General features: G+C 69.0%; 25 protein-coding genes. 9 read left to right on the top strand and 16 right to left on the bottom strand.

All coding sequences use genetic code 11. The features are described 5' to 3' along the window. Positions 1-8: 8 nt before the first annotated feature. Positions 9-1,430, bottom strand: coding sequence for a serine hydrolase (locus Q9R19_RS10030; RefSeq protein ID WP_311256243.1), 1,422 nt, complete (start codon positions 1,428-1,430; stop codon positions 9-11). A gap of 98 nt (positions 1,431-1,528) precedes the next feature. Here Q9R19_RS10030 and Q9R19_RS10025 point away from each other — a divergent pair, with 98 nt between their 5' ends. Together Q9R19_RS10025 and menC are read left to right on the top strand one after the other, a co-directional pair. Beyond that, positions 1,529-2,428 carry a hypothetical protein gene (locus tag Q9R19_RS10025; RefSeq protein WP_311256242.1) on the top strand — a complete coding sequence of 300 codons (900 nt, stop codon included), beginning with the start codon at positions 1,529-1,531 and terminating at the stop codon, positions 2,426-2,428. Next, the gene (gene menC / locus Q9R19_RS10020) at positions 2,425-3,558 is read left to right on the top strand and encodes an o-succinylbenzoate synthase (protein ID WP_311256241.1); all 1,134 of its coding nucleotides are present in this window, start codon (positions 2,425-2,427) and stop codon (positions 3,556-3,558) included. Before Q9R19_RS10025 ends, menC begins: the two co-directional genes overlap by 4 nt. A 6-nt stretch (positions 3,559-3,564) precedes the next feature. Here menC and Q9R19_RS10015 read toward each other — a convergent pair whose 3' ends face one another. Continuing rightward, on the bottom strand, positions 3,565-5,232 hold the full coding sequence (locus Q9R19_RS10015; RefSeq protein ID WP_311256240.1) for a helix-turn-helix domain-containing protein: 1,668 nt from the start codon (positions 5,230-5,232) through the stop codon (positions 3,565-3,567). A gap of 130 nt (positions 5,233-5,362) precedes the next feature. Beyond that, on the bottom strand, positions 5,363-6,787 hold the full coding sequence (locus Q9R19_RS10010; protein ID WP_311256239.1) for a GH1 family beta-glucosidase: 1,425 nt from the start codon (positions 6,785-6,787) through the stop codon (positions 5,363-5,365). A 385-nt stretch (positions 6,788-7,172) separates the two neighbouring features. On the opposite strand from Q9R19_RS10010, the gene mgtE reads away from it, so the two are divergent. Beyond that, positions 7,173-8,531 (top strand): magnesium transporter, encoded by a 1,359-nt coding sequence (gene mgtE, locus Q9R19_RS10005; RefSeq protein WP_311256238.1) that lies wholly within the window; start codon positions 7,173-7,175, stop codon positions 8,529-8,531. Between the two features lie 87 nt (positions 8,532-8,618). Here mgtE and Q9R19_RS10000 read toward each other — a convergent pair whose 3' ends face one another. The 8 genes from Q9R19_RS10000 to Q9R19_RS09965 form a co-directional block, all read right to left on the bottom strand. After that, on the bottom strand, positions 8,619-9,077 hold the full coding sequence (locus tag Q9R19_RS10000) for a heat shock protein transcriptional repressor HspR (RefSeq protein WP_311256237.1): 459 nt from the start codon (positions 9,075-9,077) through the stop codon (positions 8,619-8,621). 1 nt (position 9,078) lies between these two features. Beyond that, positions 9,079-10,062 carry a DnaJ C-terminal domain-containing protein gene (locus Q9R19_RS09995; RefSeq protein ID WP_311256236.1) on the bottom strand — a complete coding sequence of 328 codons (984 nt, stop codon included), beginning with the start codon at positions 10,060-10,062 and terminating at the stop codon, positions 9,079-9,081. Between the two features lie 7 nt (positions 10,063-10,069). Then, positions 10,070-10,693: a nucleotide exchange factor GrpE gene (locus tag Q9R19_RS09990; RefSeq protein ID WP_311256235.1), complete on the bottom strand. Its 624-nt coding sequence runs from the start codon at positions 10,691-10,693 to the stop codon at positions 10,070-10,072. A gap of 3 nt (positions 10,694-10,696) precedes the next feature. Next, positions 10,697-12,550, bottom strand: coding sequence for a molecular chaperone DnaK (gene dnaK, locus Q9R19_RS09985; RefSeq protein WP_311256234.1), 1,854 nt, complete (start codon positions 12,548-12,550; stop codon positions 10,697-10,699). 167 nt (positions 12,551-12,717) lie between these two features. Further along, complete coding sequence (locus Q9R19_RS09980) at positions 12,718-13,647, bottom strand: glycosyl hydrolase family 32 (protein ID WP_311256233.1); 930 nt, start codon at positions 13,645-13,647, stop codon at positions 12,718-12,720. Positions 13,648-13,692: 45 nt separating this feature from the next. Continuing rightward, entirely contained in the window at positions 13,693-14,517 is an 825-nt protein-coding gene (locus Q9R19_RS09975; protein ID WP_311256232.1) for a carbohydrate ABC transporter permease, read from the bottom strand. Further along, a complete protein-coding gene (locus Q9R19_RS09970) occupies positions 14,514-15,470 on the bottom strand; it encodes a sugar ABC transporter permease (protein ID WP_311256231.1) in 957 nt (318 codons plus the stop codon). Before Q9R19_RS09970 ends, Q9R19_RS09975 begins: the two co-directional genes overlap by 4 nt. Positions 15,471-15,473: 3 nt before the next feature. Then, positions 15,474-16,796 carry an extracellular solute-binding protein gene (locus Q9R19_RS09965; RefSeq protein WP_311256230.1) on the bottom strand — a complete coding sequence of 441 codons (1,323 nt, stop codon included), beginning with the start codon at positions 16,794-16,796 and terminating at the stop codon, positions 15,474-15,476. 209 nt (positions 16,797-17,005) lie between these two features. On the opposite strand from Q9R19_RS09965, the gene Q9R19_RS09960 reads away from it, so the two are divergent. Together Q9R19_RS09960 and Q9R19_RS09955 are read left to right on the top strand one after the other, a co-directional pair. Continuing rightward, the gene (locus Q9R19_RS09960) at positions 17,006-18,052 is read left to right on the top strand and encodes a LacI family DNA-binding transcriptional regulator (RefSeq protein WP_311256229.1); all 1,047 of its coding nucleotides are present in this window, start codon (positions 17,006-17,008) and stop codon (positions 18,050-18,052) included. 73 nt (positions 18,053-18,125) lie between these two features. After that, positions 18,126-19,127, top strand: a complete 1,002-nt coding sequence (locus Q9R19_RS09955; RefSeq protein ID WP_311256228.1) for an alpha/beta hydrolase — start codon at positions 18,126-18,128, stop codon at positions 19,125-19,127. On the opposite strand, the gene Q9R19_RS14480 is transcribed toward Q9R19_RS09955, so the two are convergent. The 3 genes from Q9R19_RS14480 to Q9R19_RS09945 form a co-directional block, all read right to left on the bottom strand. Then, the gene (locus Q9R19_RS14480; protein WP_396653474.1) at positions 19,096-19,284 is read right to left on the bottom strand and encodes an alpha/beta hydrolase domain-containing protein; all 189 of its coding nucleotides are present in this window, start codon (positions 19,282-19,284) and stop codon (positions 19,096-19,098) included. The genes Q9R19_RS09955 and Q9R19_RS14480 overlap by 32 nt on opposite strands. A 240-nt stretch (positions 19,285-19,524) precedes the next feature. Next, positions 19,525-19,902: an IclR family transcriptional regulator C-terminal domain-containing protein gene (locus tag Q9R19_RS09950; RefSeq protein WP_311256227.1), complete on the bottom strand. Its 378-nt coding sequence runs from the start codon at positions 19,900-19,902 to the stop codon at positions 19,525-19,527. 203 nt (positions 19,903-20,105) lie between these two features. After that, complete coding sequence (locus tag Q9R19_RS09945) at positions 20,106-20,588, bottom strand: FCD domain-containing protein (protein WP_311256226.1); 483 nt, start codon at positions 20,586-20,588, stop codon at positions 20,106-20,108. 33 nt (positions 20,589-20,621) lie between these two features. Between Q9R19_RS09945 and Q9R19_RS09940 the strand changes: the two genes are divergently transcribed. Then, the gene (locus Q9R19_RS09940) at positions 20,622-21,323 is read left to right on the top strand and encodes an FAD-dependent monooxygenase (RefSeq protein ID WP_311256225.1); all 702 of its coding nucleotides are present in this window, start codon (positions 20,622-20,624) and stop codon (positions 21,321-21,323) included. A 7-nt stretch (positions 21,324-21,330) separates the two neighbouring features. On the opposite strand, the gene Q9R19_RS09935 is transcribed toward Q9R19_RS09940, so the two are convergent. After that, positions 21,331-21,798, bottom strand: a complete 468-nt coding sequence (locus Q9R19_RS09935; protein WP_311256224.1) for a DUF3817 domain-containing protein — start codon at positions 21,796-21,798, stop codon at positions 21,331-21,333. A 174-nt stretch (positions 21,799-21,972) separates the two neighbouring features. On the opposite strand from Q9R19_RS09935, the gene Q9R19_RS09930 reads away from it, so the two are divergent. From Q9R19_RS09930 to Q9R19_RS09920, 3 genes are all read left to right on the top strand, one after another. Further along, a complete protein-coding gene (locus Q9R19_RS09930) occupies positions 21,973-22,686 on the top strand; it encodes a hypothetical protein (protein WP_311256223.1) in 714 nt (237 codons plus the stop codon). Positions 22,687-22,877: 191 nt separating this feature from the next. Next, positions 22,878-23,765: an RIO1 family regulatory kinase/ATPase gene (locus tag Q9R19_RS09925; protein WP_311256222.1), complete on the top strand. Its 888-nt coding sequence runs from the start codon at positions 22,878-22,880 to the stop codon at positions 23,763-23,765. 156 nt (positions 23,766-23,921) lie between these two features. Continuing rightward, complete coding sequence (locus tag Q9R19_RS09920) at positions 23,922-25,349, top strand: MFS transporter (protein ID WP_311256221.1); 1,428 nt, start codon at positions 23,922-23,924, stop codon at positions 25,347-25,349. A gap of 10 nt (positions 25,350-25,359) precedes the next feature. Here Q9R19_RS09920 and Q9R19_RS09915 read toward each other — a convergent pair whose 3' ends face one another. Beyond that, positions 25,360-26,022 (bottom strand): TetR family transcriptional regulator C-terminal domain-containing protein, encoded by a 663-nt coding sequence (locus Q9R19_RS09915; RefSeq protein ID WP_311256220.1) that lies wholly within the window; start codon positions 26,020-26,022, stop codon positions 25,360-25,362. Positions 26,023-26,049: the final 27 nt, after the last annotated feature.

Here is a 26,049-nt window from a genome sequence, read left to right as displayed (position 1 = left end):
GGTTCGGGTCAGGCCGAGCGGGGCAGCGCCCGCCCGCAGTGCAGGAAGCCGTAGCGGCCGTCTTCGCCGGGTTCGAGGAAGGCGTAGACCATCACCGGTCCGCCGTCGCCGCCGGTGGGGATGAGTCCGTGCTCGCCGTACGGGGCGACGCGCTCGGGCGGCTCCGTGCCGGCCAGTTCCGCCATCGCGTCCTTGGGCACGGTCTGCACCCACAGTGCGCCGTCGTCGTCACGGCTCACGATGAGGTCCATGACCGAGGCGGAGTAGGTGCCGACGAAGGCCGCCGCGCGCTCGGCATCCGGATCCGGGCCGGCATCGGCGGCGTCGGCGATGGCGGGGAGCACGTCGGCGTGTCCGGTGAGCCTCTGCAGGAGCTCTCCGAACAGGGCGCGCGCCAGGCTGTAGGAGTCGCCGCCGTTGCCCAGGAGCGCCACGGCGATGCCCATCGAGGGGATCACGCGCAGGTACGCGTTCTGCCCGATCGTGCTGCCGTCGTGCGAGACCATCGGTCCGGCCGGGCTCGGGTCGAGCTCCCAGCCCAGCCCCCACGACTCACCCAGCAGAGCGACGTAGGGAACCTTCACCTGCGGCTGCTGCATGTCGACGACGGACTTCTCGGAGAGCACGCGGGTGCCGTCGGCGGCCGTGCCGCCGTCGATGTGCATGCGCGCGAACGCCAGCAGGTTCGCTGCGCTCATGGCGAGGGTGGCTCCGGCCGGACCGTTCGAGCGGGCGAGCGACCAGACCGGAGCCGGGACGAGAGCACCATTCTCGCCGGCCGGGATGTGGCCCTGGGCGACCCGGTGCATGATCGCCTCGTACGGGCCGGGGGCGGCATCCGTCAGCCCCAGCGGCGCGAGCAGGCGCTCGGTGAGCACCTGCTCCCACGGGGCGCCGCGCAGCACCTCGATGAGCCGGCCGAGCACGATGTACCCGGCGTTGTTGTAGGAGAACTGGGTGCCGGGCTCGAACAGCTGCGGAGCGACGGACAGGGTCGCGACGTACTTCTGCACGCAGTCGTCGCCGCGGCCGGTGTCGGTGAAGTAGTCGCCCTCGAAGCCGGCGCGATGCGTGAGCAGCTGACGGACGGTGATGACCGCGGCCGCCTGCTCGTCGGCGATGACGAACTCCGGCAGGTAGGTGCGGACGGGCTCGTCCAGATCGACGAGGCCCTCATCGACGAGCTGCATCACCAGTGTGGCGGTCCACACCTTGGTGATCGAGCCGATCTGGAACAGCGAGGCGGTGTCGGCCTCGACGCCGGTGCCGAGGTGCAGCGTGCCGGCCGCGGCGTCGACGATCTCGCCGTCCATCAGCACACCGGCCGACGCAGCAGGCACGCCGTGCTCCTGCAGCAGACGGGGAAGTTCGGAGCGCATCCAGTCGCGGATCTCCGCGGCATCCGCTCGAGTGAGTGTAGGGGTTGCCATGGCTTGAAGCTACGCGGGACCGGCGGCACGGGGTTAGTGCTTCGCAACGAAGAAGACGTCGCGGTTTGGCCGATCGCACAAACTACAAGACGGCGCGGATGAGAATGCTGGACGACATGGACACGATCCTCGGCGCCCAGGCCGCACGGCGCACCGACACCGCTGCGTCGACTGCGCGCGCGCTGGCCGACGGCGCATGCGCGGCCGCGGGCATCCGGCTGGTCCCGGCCGACGACGCCGCCGCGTGCGAGCGCGTGCTGCAGGTGATGGGCAGGATCTGGGGGTGGGAGCGCCCGCAGTTCGAGACGCCGGTCGCCGTGGCCCTCGCTCACGGGGGCAACCTGATCGCCGTCGTGGAGACCGCGGACGGCGAGCCGATCGGCGCGACGATGGGCATGTGCGGTCCCCCGGGACGACCGTTCCACTCCCACATCGTCGGGCTGCTGCCCGCGGCCACCGGCCGCGGCGTGGGCCGCGCGGTCAAGCTCGCGCAGCGGGCGTGGTGCCTGGAGCGCGGCATCGAGACCATGACGTGGACCTTCGACCCGCTCGTGGCGCGGAACGCGTTCTTCAACATCCGCCGACTCGGCGCCCTGCCGGTGGAGTACCTGCCGGACTTCTACGGCCCGATGACCGATGCCATCAACGCCGGTCAGGGCTCGGACCGCCTGCTCGTGGAGTGGGACCTGACCGCGGCGCCGCCCTCCGCCACCCGCCCCGAGCCGGCTGTACCCGGTGCGGCCACGGTGGTCGCCGACGTCGCGGGCGCGGCATCCGACTACCTCCCGCCGCATGACGACGCACCGCTGGCGCTGATCAGCGTGCCGGGCGACATCGAGGGCATCCGCCATGACGATCCGGCGCGGGCGCAGCGGTGGCGCGAGCAGACCCGCCGCGCCCTGGGAGATCTGACCTCGCGCGGCTGGACCGTCGACGGACTGGCCCGCCGCGATCGCACAGGAGTGCAGTACGTGCTGCGCAGAAGGGAGCCGCAGTGAAGCTCGAGCGCCTGCTGCTGCACCACATCGAGATGCCTCTGGTCGCGCCGTTCACCACGTCGTTCGGCACCCAGACCGTCAAGCGCACCTTCCTCGTGGAGGCGCGGCTGCGGACCGCCGACGGTCGCACCGCGATCGGCTGGGGCGAGAGCGTCGCGCTGCCCGATCCGGTGTACTCCCCCGAGCACCTGGCCGGCGCGGCTCTCGTGATCGAGCGGTGGCTCGCCCCCGCCCTGATCGCCGCCGGCGAGGTGACCGCCGAGACGGTCGGGCACCTGCTGCGGCACGTGGTGGGGCATCAGATGGCCAAGGCCGCGCTGGAGATGGCCGTGCTCGACGCGCAGCTGCGTGCGGAGGGCCGCTCATTCGCGTCGTACCTCGGCGCCGTGGCGCCGACGGTACCGTCCGGTGTGTCGGTCGGCATCCAGGACTCGGTGCAGGAGACCGTGCGCGTCGTGGGCGGCTACCTGGAGCAGGGGTATGCGCGCATCAAGCTCAAGATCCAGCCGGGCGCCGATCTGGCGCCGGTCGCCGCGGTGCGGCGAACGTTCGGCGACGACCTGCCGTTCCAGGTGGACGCGAACGCCGCCTACACCCTGGCGGATGCCGCGCACCTGAGCCGGCTCGACGAGCACGGACTGCTGCTCATCGAGCAGCCGCTCGGCGAGGCGGACATCCGCCAGCACGCCGAGCTGGCGCGACGCATGAGCACGCCGGTGTGCCTGGACGAGTCAGTCGTGTCGGCCGAGGCCGCCGCCGACGCGATCGCGCTGGGCGCGGCATCCGTCATCAACATCAAGCCGGGACGCGTGGGCGGGTATCTCGAGGCCCGCCGCATCCACGACATCTCCCGGGCGCACGGCGTCGCGGTGTGGTGCGGCGGGATGCTCGAGACCGGCATCGGCCGAGCCGCCAACGCGGCCCTCGCGGCACTTCCGGGCTTCACCCTGCCCGGCGACATCTCCGGCTCGGACCGGTTCTACACCGAGGACGTCGTCACCGAGCCGATGCGCATGCACGACGGCGTCGTCGACGTTCCCACCGGACCCGGATTCGGCGTCGAGGTCGATCCGGAGCGGCTGGAGCGGTTCCGCACCGGCGTGACCGAGGTCGAGTCGGCCGCGCGCTGACGCGGCTCAGCGGCTGTGCGGGGACAGCCCGGGCAGCACGCGCAGCTGCACCTGCGCGGCGAAGCGCGCCTCGGCATCCGTCAGATCCAGTCCGCTCACCTCCGTGATCCGCCGCAGCCGGTAGCGCAGGGTGTTCGGATGCACGTGCACGGCCTCCGACGCCTCGGCCACATCGCCCATGGCATCCAGCCAGGCGCGCAGCGTCTCGACGAACTCGGTGCCGTTCGCGCGATCGTGCGCGAGCAGGCGGGCGAGCGGTCCCGCCGGCCGCTCGCCGCGCGCGGCCACCCGGTCGCGCAGCTCGAGCAGCAGGGCCTCGACGTGCACGTCGCCGAACATCACCAGCCGGGACTGGGTGGGATGCTGCTCCCGCAGCACTCGCAGGCCGCGGTCGGCGCCCTCGCGCACCAGTGGCAGCGCCTTGCCGCCCACGGCCACCGCGCCGATGCTGATCAGCAGCGGCGTGCGGCGCCCGACGCGGGCGAGGAACTCCTCGGCGAGGCGCCGGGCATCCGCCTCGCCGTCGTCCGCCGAGCGCACCGGCAGCAGCCCGTAGACCGTGTCGCCCACCAGTGCCGCGCAGGCCTGCGGATGCACGGCGGCCAGATGCACCGAGATCGCATCGGCGATGCGCTGGCGCTGCGCCTCCCTGGCGCTCTCCACGCCCAGACCCTCGCCCTCGAGAGCGGCGGGCTGCATCGCGAGCACCGCGACGTCCGCACCGTGCAGGCCGAGACGCTCCAGCGCGTAGTCGGCGCCCTCGCGCCCCTCCAGCGCGGTGCCGAGCAGGTCGGCGCGCAGCCGCCGCTCGATGTCGCCTCCGGCGCGCACCCGCAGCAGGTGCAGCGCGACGAGCTTGGCCGACTCGCGCAGGGCGCTGGAGCGCTCCGGCGAGAGCGCCTGCGGAGTGGCCGCCCAGATGGAGCCGAGGATCTCGTCGCCGGCCCGCACGGCGATCGCGGTGCGCGGCACCGAGGCATCCAGCAGGTCGTCCATCAGGCCGTCCAGCGGCAGGAAGACGGGTTCGTCGCTGGCATACAGCCGCCGGAACACGCCCGCCTCGGCGAGCACGCGCGAGTACGGCTCGGGCACCTGCCGCTCCAGGATCGTGGCGATGCGGCCGGCGTCGGCCTGATCCTGACTGCCCGAGAACGCCAGCACGCGGGAGTTGCGGTCCTCGATCGTGACGGGGGCGTCCAGCAGCGCGGCGATCGCGTTGGCCAGGGTGAACAGGTCACCGGAGGGCACACCGCCGATCGCGCCGTCACCGGCCGCCTCGCCGCCGTGCGCCAGGATCGACGAGAGCATCGCCCCCAGCTGCGTCCAGGACGCGCCGCGCGCGAGCCCCAGCAGCACCACGCCCGCCTGCGCGGCCTGGGCCTGGGTCGCCGGGTCGAGAGTGACCGGTTCGCGCAGCACGAGCGCGGATGCCCCGGCCGGGGCGATCCGCTGCAGCAGGGACCGCACCTCGGCATCCGCCCGCAGACCCACGCCGAGCACGATCGCGCCGCGCGGGATGACCTGCTCGTCGAGCGGGTCGTGCATCGCGATGCCGCCGACGCGCGCCGACAGGTCCGCCCCGGCGGCGAGCGGCCGCAGGAACGTGGTGCCCAGATCCTGCAGCACCCGCGCGAGGGTCGCCTCCGGCCTCTCGCCCTCGCCCGCCTCTCGCATTCTCCCACCTTAGGCGGGGGGTGTGCGCCGGTGCATCACTCCCCGGTGGCCGGGGCGGGCGGCTCCGCCAGCCGACGCGCGATCTTCGTCGCATTCCGGCGGTCGGGCTCGGCGACGGTCGCCATGACCGTCAGCTCTCCCCGCGCGCTCGCAGGAGACCGGCCAGCCAGCGGAACGACGCCTTCGGCGTGCGCTCCAGCGTCTCGAAGTCGACATGCACCAATCCGAAGCGCTGGGTGAAGCCGGCGGCCCACTCCCAGTTGTCCATCAGCGACCACACGAACAGGCCGCGCAGGTCGAGCCCCTCTGCCGGCGCGCCGGGCGTCACCGCCGACAGCGCCGCGTCCAGGTGGCCGGCGAGGTAGTCGATGCGCTCCTGATCGTCGACGGCGCCGGTTGCAGCATCCACAGCATCCGCGAAACTCGCTCCGTTCTCGGTGATGTACACCGGCGGCAGCACCTGGCCGTAGCGCTCCTGCACCTCGGCGAGCGCGCGCGTGAACGCCTCCGGCGCGATCGGCCAGCCGAACCCGGTGCGGGGATACTCGTCGAACTCCTCCAGCCGGAAGGGGAGATCGGCCATCGCCTGGCTGGTGCCGTCGGGGCTCTCGCCGGTGCCGGCGCCGGCGGCCACCCGGGTGGGCATGTAGTAGTTCAGGCCGTAGAAGTCCAGCGGTTGCGAGATCACGACGAGGTCCTCGACGGGGACCTCGGCGAAGGCGCCGAACAGCGGGGAGAGCTCGTCGGGCACCTGCGGGTAGTGACCCAGCAGCACGGGGTCGGCGAAAACCCGGTTGTGCACGACGTCGAAGAGTGCGGCCATCATGGCGTCCTCGGGGCTGTCGCCGGCCGGGACGACCGGGGTGTGCACATTCGTGATGCCGATCCGGCCGCGCACGCCGGTGGCGCGCAGCGCCTGCACCGCCAGCCCGTGGCCCAGCAACTGGTGGTGCACCGTGGGAAGCGCGTCGAAGAGCAGTGCCTGCCCGGGAGCATGGAGGCCGAGTGCGTAGCCGTTCAAGGTGACCGTGGCGGGCTCGTTGATGGTGATCCAGGAGTCCACGCGGTCTCCGAACCGTTCGCCGACCAGGCCCGCGAATTCTCCGAGTCGCGCGGCGGTGTCCCGGTCCAGCCACCCGTGCTCGTACTCCTCGGGCAGGTCCCAGTGCGAGATGGTGACGAAGGGCCGGATGCCGGCGGCCTGCAGCTCATCGAGCAGCCGCTCGTAGAAGGCGACGCCGTCGGTGGCGAGCGACCCGCGCCCGTTCGGCTGCAGCCGGGTCCAGCTGAGCGAGAACCGATAGGCGTCGACGCCGAGATCGGCCATCAGCCGGACATCCTCGGCATGCCGGTGGAAGTGGTCGGCGGTGACCGCGGTGGAGCTGCCGTCGATGATGCGCCCGGGCTGGTCGCTGAAGCGGTCCCAGACGCTGGGGGTGCGTCCCCCGGCTGCGACGCCGCCCTCGATCTGGGCGGCGGCCGTGGCCGTGCCGATCACGAATCCCGGCGGCAGGCGGAGGCCGGTCTGCTGCATGCCGGACTGCTGAGGGGTCATCGTCGTCTCCCGTGTGCGGACCGCTGTGTCCGCGTCTGCGTGGCGCCAAGTGGGACAGTCGTCCCACTGCCGCTACCTTAGGAGCAGGTTCGACGAAGAGCAAGCGGAAGGATGCCATGGCGCGCACGCCGGTCGAGGAGCGCCGCAGGGCCCTGATCGCCGCCGCGCTGCGGGTGATCGCGGGCTCGGGGTAAGATCGACGCAGATCCCTCCCCGAGCACCAGGAAGCGAGGTGGTTCATCATGTCCAGTGACAGTCACAGTCGCAGACACGTCATCCCCTCCGCTTCCGCACCGCTCGGCTGAGCGGCGGCGTCTGCTGCGACGCACGCCCCGGCGCTCCGCGCCGAATCCGCTCTCCGCGGTGCCTTCCTAAAGGCACGCGCATGACTCCCATCCAGCTTCAGACCGTCTCCGAGGCCGCCGACGACATCCGCCGGCTCATCGCCCAGGGTGACCTGCCCGGCGCCTCCGCCGTGCTGACCCCGCTCTCCGTTCCCGAGGTCGTCGAGCTCGTCGACCGGCTCGGCATCGAGGATGCCGCGATCGTGTACCGCCTGCTCACCAAGGCCCGCGCCCTCGAGGTGTTCGAGGCGCTCTCGCCCGGCACGCGCGGTGAACTCGTGCAGGCACTGCGCAACGCCGAGATCACGGCGCTGTTCGCCGAGATGGACCCGGACGACCGGGTGTGGCTGCTCGACGAGCTGCCGGCATCCGTCGCCCCTCAGCTCCTGCGCGGCCTGACGCGCAGCGAGCGCGAGCTCACCGCGGGCATGCTCGGCTACCCGCAGGACTCCATCGGGCGCCGCATGAGCCCGGAGTTCGTCACCACGCATCCGAGCCTCACCGTCGCCGAGACGATGACCCGCGTGCGCGGCGCACTCGACAGCGCTGAGACCGTCTACACCCTTCCGGTGACCGACGGCGGACGACGCGTGGTGGGCGTGGTCAGCCTGCGCGATCTGATGTCGGCATCCGACGACGATCTCGTCGGCGCGCTGATGAACGACGCGCACGTCGTCGAGGTGACCGAGGATGCCGAGAACGCGGCCCGCCGCATGACCGACTACGGCCTGCTGGCGCTGCCGATCGTGGACAGCGAGCAGCGTCTGGTCGGCATCCTGACCATCGACGACGCGGCCCGCATCCTGAAGCAGGAGGAGAGCGAGGATGCCGCCCGCCAGGGCGGCGTGGAGCCGCTGCGCCGCTCGTACCTGTCCACGCCCATCCGGCGCCTGGTGCGCTCGCGCGTGGTGTGGCTGCTGGTGCTCGCGGTCGGCGCGACGCTGACCGTGCAGGTGCTGGACGCCTTCGAGGCGACCCTCGCCCAGCTCACCGTGCTGGCGCTGTTCGTGCCGCTGCTGATCGGCACCGGCGGCAACACCGGCAACCAGGCGGCGACCACGGTGACCCGCTCGCTCGCCCTGGGTGAGGTGACCCCGCGCGACGTGCTGCGGGTGCTGTCCCGCGAGGTGCGGGCGGGATTCTGCCTGGGGCTGCTGCTGGGACTGTTGGGCTTCGCGCTGGCCGGGGCGATCTACGAGTGGCACATCGGCCTGGTCATCGGGCTCACGCTCGTCGCCGTGTGCACGGTGGCGGCATCCATCGGCGGCATCATGCCGCTCGCCGCGCGGGCGATCAAGGTCGACCCGGCGGTGTTCTCCAACCCGTTCATCACGACGTTCGTCGACGCCACCGGCCTGATCATCTACTTCCTGATCGCGAAAGCCGTCCTGGGCCTCTGACCCCGCTTGCCCCGTCTATATGTCACAAAGCCGCGGAATTCGGGCCGAATAGGGGCGTTTTGTGCCAAATAGACGGGAGAGACCGGGTCATCCGGGGCCGGGGCCGGGGCCCGGGCCGGGGTCCGGGTCGGGGGTGATCGTGCGGGGGCGCCAGAGCACCACCTCGGTGGAGCGGCGGATGCGGCGGCCGGAACCGACCGAGAACACCTGGCCCGATGCCCCGGCGGCGAACACGCGCACGCCGGGGCGGCTCTCCCGTTCGGCGCGCAGCGCGCCTTCCAGCTCGGTGACGCGGGAGCGCAGCATCCGCACCTCGTCCTCCAGATCGAGCAGCCGCGCGATCGCGGGCAGGCTCATCCCCTCGCTCGAGAGCTGCGCCACCTCGCGGAGCTGCTCGATGTCGCGCATCGAGTAGCGCCGCGAGCCGCCGCGCGTGCGGCCGGGCACCACCAGGCCGATGCGGTCGTACTGCCGCAGCGTCTGGGGGTGCATGCCGGCCAGTTCGGCAGCGACCGCGATCGCGAAGACGGGGGATTCGGCATCCATGTCAGGCCTTGGCCTTCGCCATCATCTCGGCACGCGGGTTCTCGGCCGGCTCGAGCTCGTGGAAGCGCTCGAGCGCCTCGCGCGCGGCGTCGTCGAGGTGCGACGGCACGGCCACCTGCAGCTCTGCGAGCAGATCTCCGGTGCCCTTCTTCGCCGAGGCGATGCCCCGGCCCTTCACGCGCAGCACGCGACCCGACGGGGTGCCGGGAGCGACCCGCAGCTTGACGGTGTCGCCGCCCAGCGTGGGCACCTCGATGGTCGCGCCGAGCGTCGCCTCGGTGAACGTGACGGGCACGGTCAGCCGCAGGTTCAGTCCCTCTCGGGTGAACACCGGATGCGGACGCACCGTGACCTGCACGACGATGTCACCGGACTCCCCACCGTCGGGCGAGGGGCGGCCCCGGCCGCGCAGCCGGATCTTCTGCCCGTCTGCGACGCCGGCCGGCAGCTTCACCTTGAACGGCTTGCCGTCCTCGGCCTGCAGCGTGATGGTCTCGCCCTGCGCCGCGGTGACGAAGTCGAGCGTGGTGCGGGCCGTGACGTCGGCCCCCTTCTGCGGGCCGCCGAAACCGCGGAACCCGCCGGACTGTCCGAACCGTCCGCCGCCGAACGATCCCCCTCCGCCCTGATTGAACATCGAGAAGATGTCGTCGAAGTCGGCCTGGCGGCCGCCGCCCTGCCCGAATCGGCTGAACACGTCCTCGAAGCCGCCCGCTCCGCCGCCACCGGGCGCTGTGAAGCGCGCACCGGAGCCCATCGCACGGATCTCGTCGTACTCGCGGCGCTGATCGGCGTCGCTGAGCACGCTGTACGCCTCGCTGATCTCCTTGAACTTCGCCTCGGCCTTGGCATCACCCGGGTTGGAGTCCGGGTGGTACTTGCGGGCGAGCTTGCGGTACGTCTTCTTCAGCTCCGCATCGGAGATGTCCTTCGAGACGCCCAGCGTCTTGTAGAAGTCCTTGTCGAACCAATCCTGGCTGGCCATCGATCACCTACTCCGCGGGGACGGCGACGACGACCTTCGCCGGTCGCAGCTCGACGTCGCCCAGACGGTAGCCCACCTCGACGACGTCGAGGATGGTCGAGCTCGTCGCACCGGGAGTCGGCTGCTGGAAGATGGCCTCGTGCTGCTGCGGGTCGAACTCGTCGCCCTTCGCGCCGTAGGCGACGACACCCAGGCGCTCGACCACCGAGCGCACCTTCTCGGCGATCACGGCGAAGGCCGAGCCCTCGGTCAGATCGCCGTGCTGCTGCGCACGGTCGAGGTCGTCCAGCACGGGCAGCAGCCCCTTGGCCGCCTCGCCCTTGGCGCGCGCGATCTCGATGTGGCGCTGCTCCTCGGTGCGGCGCCGGTAGTTGGCGTACTCCGCGGTCAGGCGCTTGAGATCGTGCAGGTGGTCGGAACCGGCATCCGCGTCGTCGGCGTCCTCGCTGGATGCCTCGGGCGTCTGCTGCGCGTTCAGGATGTCGTCGACCGTGAGGTCGTCGTCCGACCCCTCGGCCGCGGCGGCGTCGGTCGAATCCTGCGGAACGTCCTGCTCCTGCGGCGCGGGGCCGGATGCCGCAGCATCCGACCCCTCGTCCTCAGGAACTTCATCGAAGTTCTTGTCGGTCATCTCTTACTTGCTCTCCTCGTCGTCGACGACCTCGGCATCCACCACATCCTCGTCGGATGCGGCGTCGGCGGGAGCGTCGCCCTCGGGGGCGGCGGATGCGGCATCCGCCTGAGACTGAGCGTAGATGGCCTCGCCCAGCTTGCCCTGCGACTCGTTCAGCTTGTCGAACGCGGTCTTCACCGCGTCGTCGTCCTCGCCGGCCAGTGCCGTCTTCAGGGCGTCGACGTCGGCCTGCACCTCGGACTTGACGTCCTCGGGCAGCTTGTCCTCGTTCTCCTTGATGAGCTTCTCGATCGAGTAGGCGAGCGACTCGGCCTGGTTGCGCTGCTCAAGGGCGTCCGCGCGCTTCTTGTCCTCAGCGGCGTTCTCCTCGGCCTCGCGGACCATGCGCTCGATGTCATCCTTCGACAGCGACGAGCCGCCGGTGATGGTCATCGACTGCTCCTTGCCGGTGCCCTTGTCCTTGGCGGACACGTGCACGATGCCGTTGGCGTCGATGTCGAAGGTGACCTCGACCTGGGGGATGCCGCGGGGAGCCGGAGCGATTCCGGTGAGTTCGAAGGTGCCCAGCGGCTTGTTGTCGCGAGTGAACTCGCGCTCGCCCTGGAAGACCTGGATCGCAACCGACGGCTGGTTGTCGTCGGCGGTGGTGAAGGTCTCGCTGCGCTTGGTCGGGATGGCCGTGTTGCGGTCGATGAGCTTGGTCATCCGGCCGCCCTTGGTCTCGATGCCGAGGCTCAGCGGGGTGACGTCGATGAGGAGGACGTCCTTGCGCTCGCCCTTGAGGACACCGGCCTGCAGGGCGGCGCCGACGGCGACGACCTCGTCCGGGTTCACGCCCTTGTTGGCCTCCTTGCCGGTCTCGCGCTTGACGAGCTCGGCGACGGCGGGCATGCGGGTGGAGCCGCCGACCAGCACGATGTGGTCGATGTCGCCGACCTTGATGCTCGCCTCGCGGATGACGTCCTCGAACGGCTTCTTGGTGCGGTCGAGCAGGTCCTTGGTGAGGTCCTCGAACTTCGCGCGGGTGAGGGTCTCGGACAGGGAGACCGGACCCGAGTCGGTCAGCGAGAGGTAGGGCAGGTTGATGCTGGTGCTCGTCGAGGACGACAGCTCCTTCTTGGCCTGCTCCGCGGCCTCCTTGAGGCGCTGCAGGGCGATCTTGTCACCCGAGACGTCGACGCCGGAGGTCTCCTTGAACTGCTTGATGAGGTAGTCCACGACGCGCTGATCCCAGTCGTCGCCGCCGAGGCGGTTGTCACCGGCGGTGGCGCGCACCTGGATGGTGGAGAAGTCGTCGTCCTTGCCCACCTCGAGCAGGGACACGTCGAAGGTTCCGCCACCGAGGTCGAACACCAGGATGAGCTCGTCCTCCTTGCCCTTGTCCAGGCCGTACGCGAGGGCCGCGGCGGTGGGCTCGTTGATGATGCGCAGCACGTTCAGGCCGGAGATCTCGCCCGCCTCCTTGGTGGCCTGGCGCTCGGCGTCGTTGAAGTACGCGGGGACGGTGATGACGGCATCCGTCACGGTGTCGCCGAGGTACGACTCGGCGTCGCGCTTGAGCTTCATCAGGATGCGCGCGGAGATCTCCTGCGGCGTCCACTTCTTGCCGTCGACGTCGAAGGACCAGTCGGTGCCCATGTGGCGCTTGACCGACGAGATGGTGCGATCGACGTTGGTGACGGCCTGGCGCTTGGCGGTCTCGCCGACCAGCACCTCGCCGTCCTTGGTGAAAGCGACCACCGAAGGGGTGGTGCGGAAGCCCTCGGCGTTGGCGATGACCTTGGGCTCGCCGCCCTCGAGGACGCTGACGACGGAGTTGGTGGTTCCGAGGTCGATTCCGACAGCACGTGCCATGTGATTCTCCTTGTGGTTGAAGTCTGATGCGACCCAAACCTGAGCCGCGATGACTCAAGTGTAAACAAGCGAGAGGGGGCTGTCAAGAAAGTTGATATGAGTGGACTCAGGTTTATCCCCCAGCCTCAATCCCGGCCCTGGGTCGGTGGGCAACGCGCGGGAACCCGCTATCGCGTGATTGTGATCGGCAGGGGATCCGTGATGCCGTCGAGCTCATGCCCGCTACCTGGTGCCCCGACGAACGCAAGCATCACGGACTCGCCCGACCGATCGCGGACGATTCGCCCCGCATACAGCGGGGCGGCAGCGATCAGCCGCGCGTCATCTACGCAGACCTCGTCGAGCGCACCGTCCACCCCGACCATCCAGACGCCGCTCTCGGCGCCGTCGCTCCGAGGCCCGTCGCCGTGACGCGATCCGCAGAAGACGAGCACAGTCTCCCCCTCGATCTCCGCCGTCTGAAGCACCTCGAGGTGAGCGAACCTCGAGGACTGGGTGCCCAGTGGGGGTTTCACCACCCACGTCTCGAGATCCTGCGACCAGGCGTAGCCGATGACCCCGCCGCTGGTGAACGTCCCACCCGCGCCGCGTGCCGTGATGAGCATGTGCCAGCCGTGCTCCTGCTCGTCTCGGAACACCCACGGATCACGCCAGGCCTCCTCCGGCCAGGCGGTGTCCCCCAGTTTCTCGTAGTGTGCGGGGTCCGCGCGCAGCACGAATCCCGCACGCTTCGTCCATGTGTGCAGATCCTCGGAGAACGCCATCCCGATCGCCTCGATGTTCGCGTTCGCATCCGGCGCGAGGAAGGAGGCCCCCGTGTAGAACATCCGCCAGAGACCGTCATCCCCCCGGACGACCGAGCCCGTCCACGTCGATGTCTCGTCGAAGCTGCCCCCGGACCCGGGCGCGAGGACCTCGCCGTGATCGGTCCAATGCGTCAGGTCCGCCGAGGTCGCATGCCCGATACGGGCGTGACGATGCCGAAGCTCCGGGTCGCCCAGAGACCTCGGCGCTCGCAGGTAGAAGAGGTGAAATCTCTCGCCGTCGTCGGCGACCCAGAAGTCCCAGACCCAATGCGTATCCAGGCTGAAAGCCACCCCGTACCCCCTCTCGATGCCGACGTCGACCGCGACGCGCAGCACTCAGCCCTTGAGCGATCCCTGCATCAGGGCGGCGACGAACTTGCGCTGGAAGACCAAGAACACGATCAGCGTCGGCGTGAGGATCAGCAGCGACCCTGCGCACAGCAGCGGGATGTCGGTTCCGTATCGCCCCTGGAACGCCCCGAGAGCCCCGGCCATCGTGCGTTTGGCGGGATCGTCGACCAGCACGATCGCCAGGAGGAACTGGTTCCAGGTCCACAGGAAGAGCAGGATCGACAGCGACGAGATCGCCGGCACGGACAGTGGCATGTGTATACGCCAGAACAGCTGCGCCGTCGTTGCGCCGTCCATCCGCGCGGCTTCGGAGAGCTCCTGCGGCATGGTGACGAAATGCGCCCGCATCCACATCACCGCGAACGGCATGAACAGACCGATCAGCGGCAGGACGATCGCCCAGCGGGTGTTGAGAAGCCCGAGTTCGCGCATCTGGTAATACAACGGGGTGATGATCCCCTCGAACGGCAGCGTCAGCCCGAGCAGGAAGACGATGAAGACGATCCCGCTTCCTGTGGGCCTCAGATGTCCGAGGGCGAAGCCGGCAAGGGTGGCTATCAGCACCGCGATGGGGACGACCCCCAGTTCGATGAGCATGCTTGACCACAGCAGGGCGAGCATGTCCGCGGACTGGAAGGCCAATGCGAAGTTCTCCCAGTGCGGGGTCTCCGGCCATTCGAGACCGCGTGGATACGTCCCCGGCGAGTGCAGTGCGGTGACGAACAGGCTGATGAACGGCAGCAGCGTGATGAGCATGAGGATGACGAGGATGACCCGCCCCATCAACTTCTCGCGGGCATGGACGATCATGATTCCCTCCCCCGGAGGATGCGCTGGAGCGGGAGGACGATGATGAGGACGAGTGCCATGAGTACGATCGCGAACGCGGATGCCGTGCCGATCTCGCGCTGATAGAAGGCGAGGTAGAAGATCTGCAGGCCTGGCACGAGCGTGCTCTCCCCCGGGCCACCCTGCGTGGAGATGTAGATGATGTCGAAGCTCGCGAGCGCGGAGATGACCGTGACGGTCACGCAGACCGCGATCTCCTGCCGCACCCCGGGAATCGTGATCGAGAAGAACTCGCGGATGGGGCCGGCGCCGTCTATCCGCGCGGCCTCGTACAGGGCCGGGTCGACCTTCGTCATGCCTGCGAGGATGAGCACGAGGCACAGCCCGACCTGCACCCACGCGCCGATGACGCCCACGGCGGGCAGGGCTGTGTTGAAGTCGCCGAGCCACGCCCGGGTGACGGCGTCGAGACCGACCAGGCGGAGCAGTTGGTTCACGACGCCGTCGGTGGAGAGCTGCCAGCTCCACATGATGCCCGCGGCGACGAGCGGGATCACCTGCGGGAGGAAGAGGACGGTGCGCGCCACGCCGGCGAGCCTGCTCGCTGCGACGGCACGGATCACATTTGCCGCCAGTAGCGCGATCGCGACAGGGATTACGGAGAAATAGATGATCAGCTCGAACGCGTTCAGGATCGCACCGACCAGCTTCGGGTTGGTGAACACCTCGACGTAGTTGTCCATGCCGGACCAGGTCGCCGCTCCGATCCCATTCCAGTCGTAGAGCGAGTACTGCGCCGAGAGCGCGATGGGACGCAGCACAAAGGAGACGTAGAAGACGGCAGCGGGCAACACCAGACCGTAGGCCGCGAGGGTTCGGGTGATGCGGCCCACGCGGCGCCTGCGAGCGCGCTCCGACAGCGCTGCTGCGCCGGAGACCTGCTCCGGCGCAGCAGCCGTTCGACGTTGTGCCATCGGCTAGCTTCCGACCTGGCTCTCGTAGTCGGATTGCACGGACTCCAGCAGACCGGCGGGCGTCTGCTCCCCCGCCACCATCTTCTGCAGGTTCGGCGTCCAGCTCTGAGCGTAGATCGCGCCGGTCGCGTTCGCGATGAAGTCCATGGCTCCGTTCACTTCGCCGATCACGTCGCCGGCGCCAAGCGTCGCCGCGGTGGTGGTCCCCTCTTCGACGGGAGGCATGTAAGCGCCCACCGCGCCCATGGGGCTCGAACCGCCGACCTCGACTGTCAACGCACGCGCCTTCTCATTCGTGGCCGTCCAATCGAGGAAGAACGCCGCGCAGTCGGGGCTCTTCGCCGTGGCGGAGACCCCATAGGTGTTCGGTGCGGACATCGCGCCGATCTGGCCGCCCTCCTCCAGCGGAGGCATGAGGAAGAATCCGGCGTTGCCCGGCATCTGCGCGTCGAGGTTGCCGGCCTCCCAGTCCCCGTTGAAGCTGAACAGCGTCTCTCCGCCGATGAAGCGGCTCATCATCTGCGCATAGTCAAGCGAGTTCACATCCGGCTCGAAGTAGCCGGCGTCGATCCAGCGCTGCAGGTGCTCTGCTGCGGCGAGGTTCTCCGGTGTGTCGATCGTGGCCCCGGGCTTCTGGAAGATCCAGTCGTTGATCGCCGATGGATCCCCGTAGGAGGCCATGAGCGCCTGCAGCGGGAACGCCAGGCCACCCGTCGCGCCGCCGTTGAACTGGCCGATCGGCGTGATGCCGGCATCCTTCGCCTTCTTCAGCGCCGCATCGAACTCATCGAGCGTCTTGGGAGCCTCGGTAAGGCCGATCTGGGCGGCGAGCTCCTTGTTGTAGTAAACGCCGGTCATCGAGTAGCTCAGGCCCATCGCGTACAGAGGGCCGTCGCCGCGGCGGCCCTCGTCGTCCACGCGGAGCTGCACGAGCTGCGACTCCGGCCATTCCGACCAGCCGTAGGCTTCGGCGTAGGGGTCGAGGTCGAGCAGCAGTCCGTCTGAAGCCAGTTCCGACATCTGCGGGAGCCGCATCAGGTCCGGCGGCGAGTCCTGCAGCACACGCGGCGCATTCTGCGTGATGACGGCGAACTGGTCCTCGCGGATGTCGAACGTCACGTTGGGGTACTGCTTCGTGAACTCTTCGGTCAGCGCTGTCGGCAGCGGGAAGCCGGTCTCGAAGTACGCCTGGAGGACGACGTCCTCGGCGCCGCAGGTCAGCGCGACGTCGCCGGTGGCGGGCGCGTCATCGGAGTCCTGCTTGGCATCGCCACCGGGAGGAGCGCAGGCGACGAGCCCCAGAGCCATCGCCGCAATGGCGCTCACCACAAGTGGACGGATAGGACGCTTATCGCTGTGAGACACCGGTGTCCCCTTTCATGAAGACTCATCAATCGAGCCGATCTGGTGCTTTGATCGGTTGCTAAATCGGGTTAGCATCTCCATGATGCGTCACCCGACGCGACCGTGTCAACCCCCGAGGGACAGTGCCCTATGACGCCCTCGCTAAGATCGGCCAGGACGGAGAGGCCCCCATGGCAGCCAAGCGCATCACGCTCGCGGACGTCGCGCGCGCCGCTGACGTGTCTCGTTCGACCGCCTCGCTCGTCCTCTCGGATCGCGGCGACGAGCTGCGCATCTCGGAGGCCTCGCAGCAGCGCGTGCGGCAAGTGGCCACCGAACTCGGGTACCGTCCCAACATGGTCTCCGCGAGCCTGCGGAAGGGGACCAGCGGCACCATCGGCTTCATCTCCGACACGGTTGCGACCTCGCAGTTGGCGGGCGACATGATCAAGGGCGCTCTGGAGGGGGCGCGCAAGCACGGCTACATGCTGTTCATCGGCGAGTCGGAAGGCGACGAGAGCCAGCAGGAGCGTCTCGTCGAGGCCATGCTCGATCGCCAGGTCGACGGCCTGATCGTGGCCTCCATGTTCACCCGCGAGCGGTCCGTGCCGTCCGCTGCCGCAGAACGGAACGTCGTCCTCCTCAACACCGTCCCGCCCCCGGACGAGGCACCCGTCAGGGCGGTGATCCCCGACGAGTACGCAGCGGGACGCGCGGCCGCCCGGCTGCTGCTGGATGCCGGACACCGTCAAATCCACCTGATCGGGGGCGGGCCCGGCCGCGATGACGTCGCGCAGGACAGCGTCGCGGGCAAGGAGAGACTCGCAGGCATCCTCGACGAGCTCACCAGTGCGGGGCTCTCACCGGCGAGCGGCGCCGAATGCCGGATCTGGCTGCCGTCGGAGGGCTGGCGTGCGACGTCGGCGCTGATCGCATCCGGCGTCGCACGAGGGGCGCTGATCACCTTCAACGATCGCCTCGCCTTCGGCGCCTATCAGGCGATCGGCGAGGCCGGCGCGACGATCCCTGGCGACTTCTCCATCGTCTCGTTCGATGATCACCAGCTCGCCTCCTGGCTGCATCCGAACCTCACGACCTTCGCCATCCCCCACCACGAGCTGGGCCTGCGCGCGCTGGAGACGCTGCTCGACCCGGCGACGATCGCGCGCCCCGGGATCGATCGCATCACAATGCCGCTACGTCGGCGTGGTTCGGTGGCGGAGTTCGGGACCATTTGACTTCTGACCGCCCTCTGCCACACGATGAGGATGCTAACCCGGTTTAGCCATCCGATTCGAAAGAAGGCTCCCGTTGTCCGACCCGCACTCCAAAGCGCCCTCCGAACCGGTGCGGCCGCCGCGCCCGCCGTTCGATCACGACATCTGGCGCGCGCTGGAGAGCCAGGGAGACGCCGTCGTCACCGACATGCGCCCCGAAGACGTCCCGCATCTGCGAGCCAAGGCGATCGCCCCTGACGAAGCGGCCTGCACGCGTGACGGCGAATTCACGCTCAGCCGTCATTCGACCGTCGCTCCGGACGGCACGCGGATCCGGATCGTGCTGCTGCGACCACACGGACGCGAGGCCGCCCTGCCTGTGGTCTTCCACATCCACGGCGGCGGGATGGTCGTGGGATCGGCATACGACAGCCTTCCCCAACTGACAGAACTCGCGCACGAGGTCGGAGCCGCGGTCGCCTCCGTCGAGTACCGGCTCGCACCGGAGCACCCCTACCCCGCAGCTGTGGAGGACTCCTACGCAGGTCTCGCCTGGCTCTCAACGAACGCCGCATCGCTCGGCCTGGACCCGGCGCGGATCATCGTCCACGGAGTGAGCGCCGGCGGGGGGCTCGCTGCGGCCGTCGCTCTGCTCGCCCGCGATCGCGGGACCCCCCATCTGCTCGGACAGATGCTGATCTGCCCGATGCTCGATCATCGCAACAATTCCGCCTCCGGACGGCAGATGGCCGGAGTCGGCGCGTGGGATCGCACCGCGAATGAGACGGGCTGGAGCCTCTACCTGGGCGACATTCCGCATGACGAGGTGCCGATCTACGCCTCACCCGCGCGCGCCGACGACCTTTCGAACCTACCGCCCGCGTTCATCGACGTCGGATCGGCCGAGACGTTCCGCGACGAGGACCTCGGGTACGCATCGAAGATCTGGGCTTGCGGTGGGGATGCGGAGCTGCATGTGTGGCCGGGCGGCGTGCACGGCTTCGACGACCTCGCCCCCGATGCCCCGCTCGCGCGCGACGCCCGTCGCGCTCGAGAACGCTGGCTCACCCGCCTGCTCGATCGAACGCGTCGCTGACCGGCCCGGTCATCCAGGCTGCGGTCAGTTCCGTCGCATCCTCGGACAGCAGGAAGCCTTCGTCGATGAGCGCACGGGAAGCATCCTCGTACCCGCGCCGGTACTCTGCGGAATTCTGATACCTCGCGCGAACAACCTCGGGCGGGAAGGGCGCCATCGTATCCTTCAGGTCGAAGGGCTCATATCAGGGCTCATATCCGTGGTGGGCATCGCCGGATGCCGCACGGGCGATCGCCTCGTGGTCGGCCGGGCAGCCGGCTACGGCCGCTGCTCGAGCTTCGGTGGGTGAGAGTGCCACGACGATTCCCTCGTGTCTGCCTGTGGCTTTGGGTTCCGCAGCCACTCAGGCTCTGGAACTGTGACCATCTAACGTCGGAGCCCCGCCGGACGGGTCAGGCTACTTCTGTCCACTGGAAGCCACTTGCCGCAGCGCGTTCAGCGAAAGGGAACCGACGCTCGCCTCGATCCGCCGGGCTATGCCGCGCATGTCGGGCAGGTGGCGCTCGATCGTCGCCGCCCCGTCAGTGGTGGTGACTAGACCCAGAGCGGAACTGACGACACCGTGCTGGAGGATCGGAACCGCGATCGAGGTCGCGCCGACCCTCATCTCGTCGAGCGTCGTCGCGAATCTGCGCGAGGAATCCCTCCCGCACCAGGGCTCTTCGAACGCGAGCAACATCTTGCCGACAGCGGTGGCGTGCAGCGGCAGTCGACCGCCGACACGAGAGGCCTCCGGCACACGGCGCGTGCCGTATATCCGGACGATGTAGAGCACCTCCGCGTTCTCGCGCACCGCGATGCGGACGGTCTCCCGGGTGAGCGTGAACAGATCCTGCAGCCCCCCTCACACCCTTCCCGGTGAGTGGGAGCCTAGCGCGGTCGGAGCGTTATGGATCGACGAGCATCATCGGATGACCACGTGACCACCGATCCCGCCGCTGAGCGGATGCCCGTTACCGTCTCAGGCGTGGGCACGGGTCAAACCGGCCGGGCCCCTCCCCCGTCGCCAGGGCCGGCACCCACTGGCTGCGCGTGCAGCGACACCGCACTCACGTGCCCGATGGCGCCCAACACCGTCCGCGCAGCCTCGTGCACGTGGAGAGTAGCCGCTGCGCGTGCCGACTCAGCGTCGCGGCGCCGAATGGCATCGACGACGACGGTGATCTCCTCCACGCTCCGGACGGGGCGTCCGGGTTGCGCCAGCGTGAGCGCCCGAAACTGAGTGACCCTACGCTGCAGGATCCCGACCATCTGCGTGAGGATCGGATTCCCCGCCCCCTGAAATAGAATGCCGTAGAGGCGGTCCTTCGCGTGCATCACATCGTGGATAACGTCCAGGTTTTCCGTTCTTGCAGCGAGTTCTACCTGCCCGAAGGCAGCCACGAGCTTTGCGACTTCCTCGTCGGAGGCATACCGAGCGAACATCTCAGCCGCAAGCCCCTCTAGCTCGGCGCGAACCACGGCACCGAACTCATCATCGAGGCCGATTTCGTCGTGGGCGCCGACGGTTCCCGTTCCGTCGTCCGCCCCGCGGTCACCGGCGCCTCACGCAACGGATACTTCCGGGAGTACCCGTTCGCCTGGTTCGGTATCCTGTGCAAGGCGCCGGAGAGCGCACCCGAGCTCATCTACAGCAACTCAGACAACGGCTTCGCGCTGATCAGTCAACGCAGCCACGACGTACAGCGGATGTACTTCCAGTGCGACCCCGATGCCGACCCGAACACCCTGAGCGAGGCCGGGATCTGGGAGACGCTGCAATCGCGCGTACCGGGTGTCACCCTGAAGGAGGGGCCGATCTTCCAGCGCGACGTGCTGCGGTTCCGCAGCTTCGTCGCCAGCGAGCTGCGCCACGGCCGCGCCGCACTGGTGGGCGACGCCGCGCACACCGTGCCGCCGACCGGCGCGAAGGGCATGAACCTCGCCGTCGCCGACGTCGTGCTGCTGGCTCGCGCGCTGAGGACGATGCTGAAGGAGAACGACGACCGACTGATCGATGCCTACCCCGACGATGCGATGAAGCGCATCTGGAAGGCGCAGCACTTCTCGTGGTGGATGACGAGCATGCTGCACCAGCTGCCCGAGCACAACGACTTCGACCAGCGTCGTCAGCTCGGCGAACTGCGCTCGGTGGTCGATTCCGAGGCCGGTCGCACATACCTCGCCGAGGCATACACCGGCTGGCCGTTCGACTGAATCCGACTCACTGTCCCGGCAGCTGCGGCGGGCCGAGCTGTAGCAGGATGCTGAAGATCGCGACGATCGCGATCAGGATCAGCACTGCGAGCACCCACGGCCGGTGCAGGAACCAGCGCATGGTGCGGTCGTACCAGGTGCGGTCACGCGGGTCGTCGGTCTCTGTCATCCGCCAGTCGCCCTGCAGGCGCCCGGTGCGGTGCAGCCAGATCTCCATCGGGATGGTGGCGTAGGGGATGATCGCGCTGGCGACCGTGATGACGGCGACGCCCACATGCCAGCGCTGATGGAACGCCAGCAGCACGGCCGTGGCGCCGTAGGAGAGGAACACGAATCCGTGGATTCCTCCGGCGATGGTCACCAGCGCGGGCGCTGCGCCTACGGCACGGGCGATCAGTGCGCCGATCAGCAGCGTCCAGGTGATCGCCTCGGCGACGGCGAGCACGCGGAACAGGCGGGCAGGGCTTCGGAACACGGTTCTCCTCGGTTCGGTCTGCATCCACGCTAGGCGACCGATGCCTTCCGTCCCCTGGGATTCCCGTCCTGAGCGGCCACTGGGACGGGAAGATCATCCGAAAGGTGGAGACCGCCGCGAAGTTATCCACAGGCCGAGAACGCGGCATCCGCTGATCCTCCTATCCTTGCGGGCATGTTCCAGAAACCCCTTGGCCGGATCTTGCCCGCCGCGATCGCGGTCGCCTGCGTCGCTCTGACCACGATTCTGCCCGGATGCAGCGCCGCGACGCCGCCGCCTTCCGGCTCGGCCCCGCCCGCCGCTGCGCCCACGCCGACGCCCACGCGGACGGGATCCGGATCGGATGCCGATGAGCCGGAGACCATTCTGATGAGTCCCGCGCCGGCCGACGCGCCGCCGACGACCTTCACGTTCGCCGATGGCGAGTCGATGTCGAGGGACTCCGACATCGGATGGGGCGACGGCTTCGGCCACGACCCGGGCTGGGCCCGAGATGAGTCGCAGTCGAGCCCTGGCCGGTGGACCTATGTGAATACGGCCGGCACCTGCACCGCGGCATTCCGGATGGGCCGTCTCGGCGATGCCGGCGACATGAACGATCGGCAGGCCTCGGCCGCGCTGGTGGCGGTCTCGCTGCAGGAGGATCTGCGATCCTTCGACGACGTCGCCCAGGACGGGAGGTTCTTCCTGAATCAACTCGGGAACTCCTGGGTCGAGCACAGCCAGTTCACCATCACGATCAACGACACCAGCTACTTCACCGCGGCGCGTGCGTTCGTCAAGGCCGACTACGACGTGAGCGTGTTCGTCACCTGTCGCGGCGAGGACATCAGCTCGGTCGCCAACGAGGTGCTGTCCAAGAACGTCGTCACCATCGATCTGGAGTGACCAGCCGCACCGTCGCGCATGCGGCGCGAGTGCCGTACGATCGACCATGCATCCGGGAAGCGCCCGGAGGATGCGAGCGGAAGGAGCCCCCGATGAACACCGTCATTGTCGCGCCCACCGCCACCGACATCCTCATCCTCGAGGCCGCCCGCTCCTGATCCGCGAGCGGCCTCCCATCCGGAGCCGCTCCCGTGAACACTCAGAATCCCGCGTCGTCCGACGCGACCTCCTTCGATCCGTCTCCCTTCGACGTGACCCTCACCTTCGCCGACACCGTGCTGGGCGAGAACCAGCGCTGGTCGACCTGGCCCGCGATCACCCCCAGCGAGCGCGGCCCGCTGCCGTGGCCGGACTGGGTGGTGACCAGTGCAGCCGCGGTCGACACCGAGCTGGGCATCCTGAAGACCGGGAAGGAGGCGGACGTCTTCCTGATCGAGCGCGCCGTTCCCGGTGCTTCGACAGGCTCAGGAACTCAGGTGGCGCAGCGCACGCTGCTCGCCGCCAAGCGGTACCGCGACTCGGATCACCGCAGCTTCCAGCGCTCGTCTACCTACACCGAGGGCCGCAGCACGCGGAACACGCGCGACACCCGCGCTCTGGCCAGGAAATCGGCGCATGGACGCGAAGTGGCGGCGGCGCAGTGGTCGTTCGCCGAGTTCGCGGCGCTCAGCCGGATGCATGAGCTGGGCGCGCCCGTTCCGTACCCGGTGCAGGTGAACGGCACCGAGGTGCTGATGGAGTTCATCGGCGACGGGCAGTCGGCCGCGCCTCGCCTGGCGCAGATCAGAGCGGATGCCGCGCAGCTGACCGACCTGTTCGATCAGGTCGTCGACATCATGCGCATCTTCGCAGCGGCGGGCTTCGCGCACGGCGACCTGTCGGCGTACAACCTGCTCGTGCACGACGGGCGGGTGCGGGTGATCGACCTGCCGCAGATCGTCGACACGGTGGCCAACCCGCAGGGGCTGGATCTGCTGCACCGGGACTGCGTGAACATTTGCGACTGGTTCACCAGGCGCCGGGAGCCTCGTGACCCCGAGGAGCTGTTCGCCGAGCTGCTCGCGGCATCATTCGGGTGAGGCCGCGCGCACAGATGTCGGTCGATTTCACGAATGTCGGCCGAGATCGCGGATCTGAGCCGACATCTGTGATCTGAGCCGACATCTGCGGCATCGGGGCGGTTGCGCACGGCGCGCCGCCACCGGCCGTTCACCCGTCCCGGCCAGACTTCGACCATGAGCGACGATCACTCCGCGGCGCAGACGCCGATCAGCACCGCCGCACTGACGGCCTTCGGGCGCGAGCACGACGGGGCACCCGAGGCGCCCCGCAAGCAGGTCGTCTCGTGGGCGATGTGGGACTGGGCGATGCAGCCGTTCAACACGGTCATCCTCACGTTCGTGTGGATCGCGCTGTACCTGACCTCGCGGATGTTCCTCGACCCCGAGGTGCGCGATTCCGGTCTGATCGGCCCGGACAAGTACATGAGCTGCACCGACTCCGCCTACATCGGCTCGGAGTACTGTCGCGGCCTCACCGATCTGTCGGAGTGGTGGGGCTGGGCGAACTTCGCCGCCGGCATCCTGATCCTGCTGCTGGCACCGGTGCTCGGTCAGCAGGCCGACGCGCGCGGCAGCAAGAAGAAGTGGGTGATCGGGGCGACGATCGGGATCGCGCTGATCCAGTTCGCGCTGTTCTTCGTCGAGGCCGACCCGAAGTTCTTCTGGTTCGGCGCGTTCGCCGTGGCGATCGCGGCCGTGGTCAGCGAGATCGGCAACGTCAGCTACTACGCGATGCTCTCCGAGGTGTCGACGCCGAAGAACGTGGGGCGCATCTCGGGCCTCGGCTGGGGACTCGGGTACATCGGCGGCGTGGTGGCGCTGATCGTCTGCATCCCTGTGCTGTTCCTGGTGGGGCAGGACAATCCGCTCTCGTTCAAGCTCGTCGCGGTGATCTGCGCGGTGTGGACCATCGTGTTCTCGATCCCGATGCTCCGCAACGTGCCCGAATCACCCGCCTACGCGTCCTCGCAGCGGGTGGGCTTCTTCCGTTCGTACGTCGTGCTGTGGCACAACATCGTCACGCTTTTCCGCACGAACCGCCCCACCTTCTGGTTCATGCTGTCGGCGGCCGTGTACCGCGACGGCCTGGCGGGCGTGTTCGCGTTCGGCGCCATCCTGGCCGCGCAGGGGTTCGGGTTCTCGTTCCTCGAGGTCATCATCTTCGGCCTGGCCGCGAACCTGGTGGCCGGCGTCTCGACGCTGCTGGCCGGGCGCATCGACGATGCGATCGGGCCGCGGCGGCTGATCGCGATCGCGCTGGCCAGCCTGGTGGTGATGGCGTTCGTCGTGTTCGCACTCAAGGATCTCGGCACGATCGTGTTCTGGGTGTGCGGCCTGCTGCTGTGCGCGTTCGTCGGCCCGACTCAGGCATCCAGCCGCAGCCTGCTCACGCGACTCACGCCGCCCAGCCAGCAGGGCGAGATCTTCGGCCTGTACGCCACGACGGGCCGGGTGGCATCGTTCCTGTCGCCGCTGGCGTGGTCGCTGTTCCTCGCCTGGTTCGGCGGGATCGTCTACGGCGTGCTCGGCATCGGCCTGATCCTGCTGATCGGCCTGGTGCTGCTGCTGCTGGTGCGGTTCCCGAAGGACGTCGGGGCCTGACGCGCGAAGGTCAGCTCTCGAGCGACCGCAGCGCGGCGTCCGCAGCCCCGGCACGCAGCAGCAGCTCGCGCATTCCGCGTGCAGCGACGACGTAGGGCCGCTGACTCCCCCACAGCAGCGAGCGTGCGTTGGCCTGCTCGTACAGTGCGGGCAGCGAGAACGACAGGAGCTCGATGCCGTCGTCGTCCAGGCTCAGCTGCCCGCTGTCGACGGCCGCGCGGGTCTGCGCTTCGACATAGCCGTACCAGTCGTGCATCGCGGTGCGCACCGCCTCGCGCACCGGCCCCGGTTTGGAGTCGTAGTCGGCGGAGACCGCGGCGAAGAAGCATCCGCCCTCGAACACGCGGTCGCGTGAGTAATCCAGCAGGTTCCGCATCAGCGCGACCAGCCGCGGCAGCCCGCGCTCGTGCTGCCGCGCGGGTTCGACGACCACGTCCATGAAGATGGCTCGTCCCGCAGTGACGGTGGCCAGCTGCAGCCCCTCCTTGTTGTGGAAGAGCCCGGCGATGCTGCTCTTCCCGTAACCGGAGCGCGCGGCGAGCCGCCCGATGCTCAGTCCGTCGAGTCCTTCCACGGAGACGAGATCGGTCGCGTGGCGCAGCACGGCTCTGCGCGACGCATCCCCGCGCGCCCGGCGCCCGTCGAGGACGCCCTCTGCACTCGCATCCGACATGACCCCTAGTCTACGAACGATCGTTCG

Origin of the sequence: Microbacterium sp. ARD32, from assembly GCF_031844385.1 — a bacterium.
Taxonomy (GTDB): Bacteria; Actinomycetota; Actinomycetes; order Actinomycetales; family Microbacteriaceae; genus Microbacterium.
The sequence above is the reverse complement of the archived record's forward strand: the minus strand, read 5'-3'. Positions and strand labels throughout refer to the sequence as shown.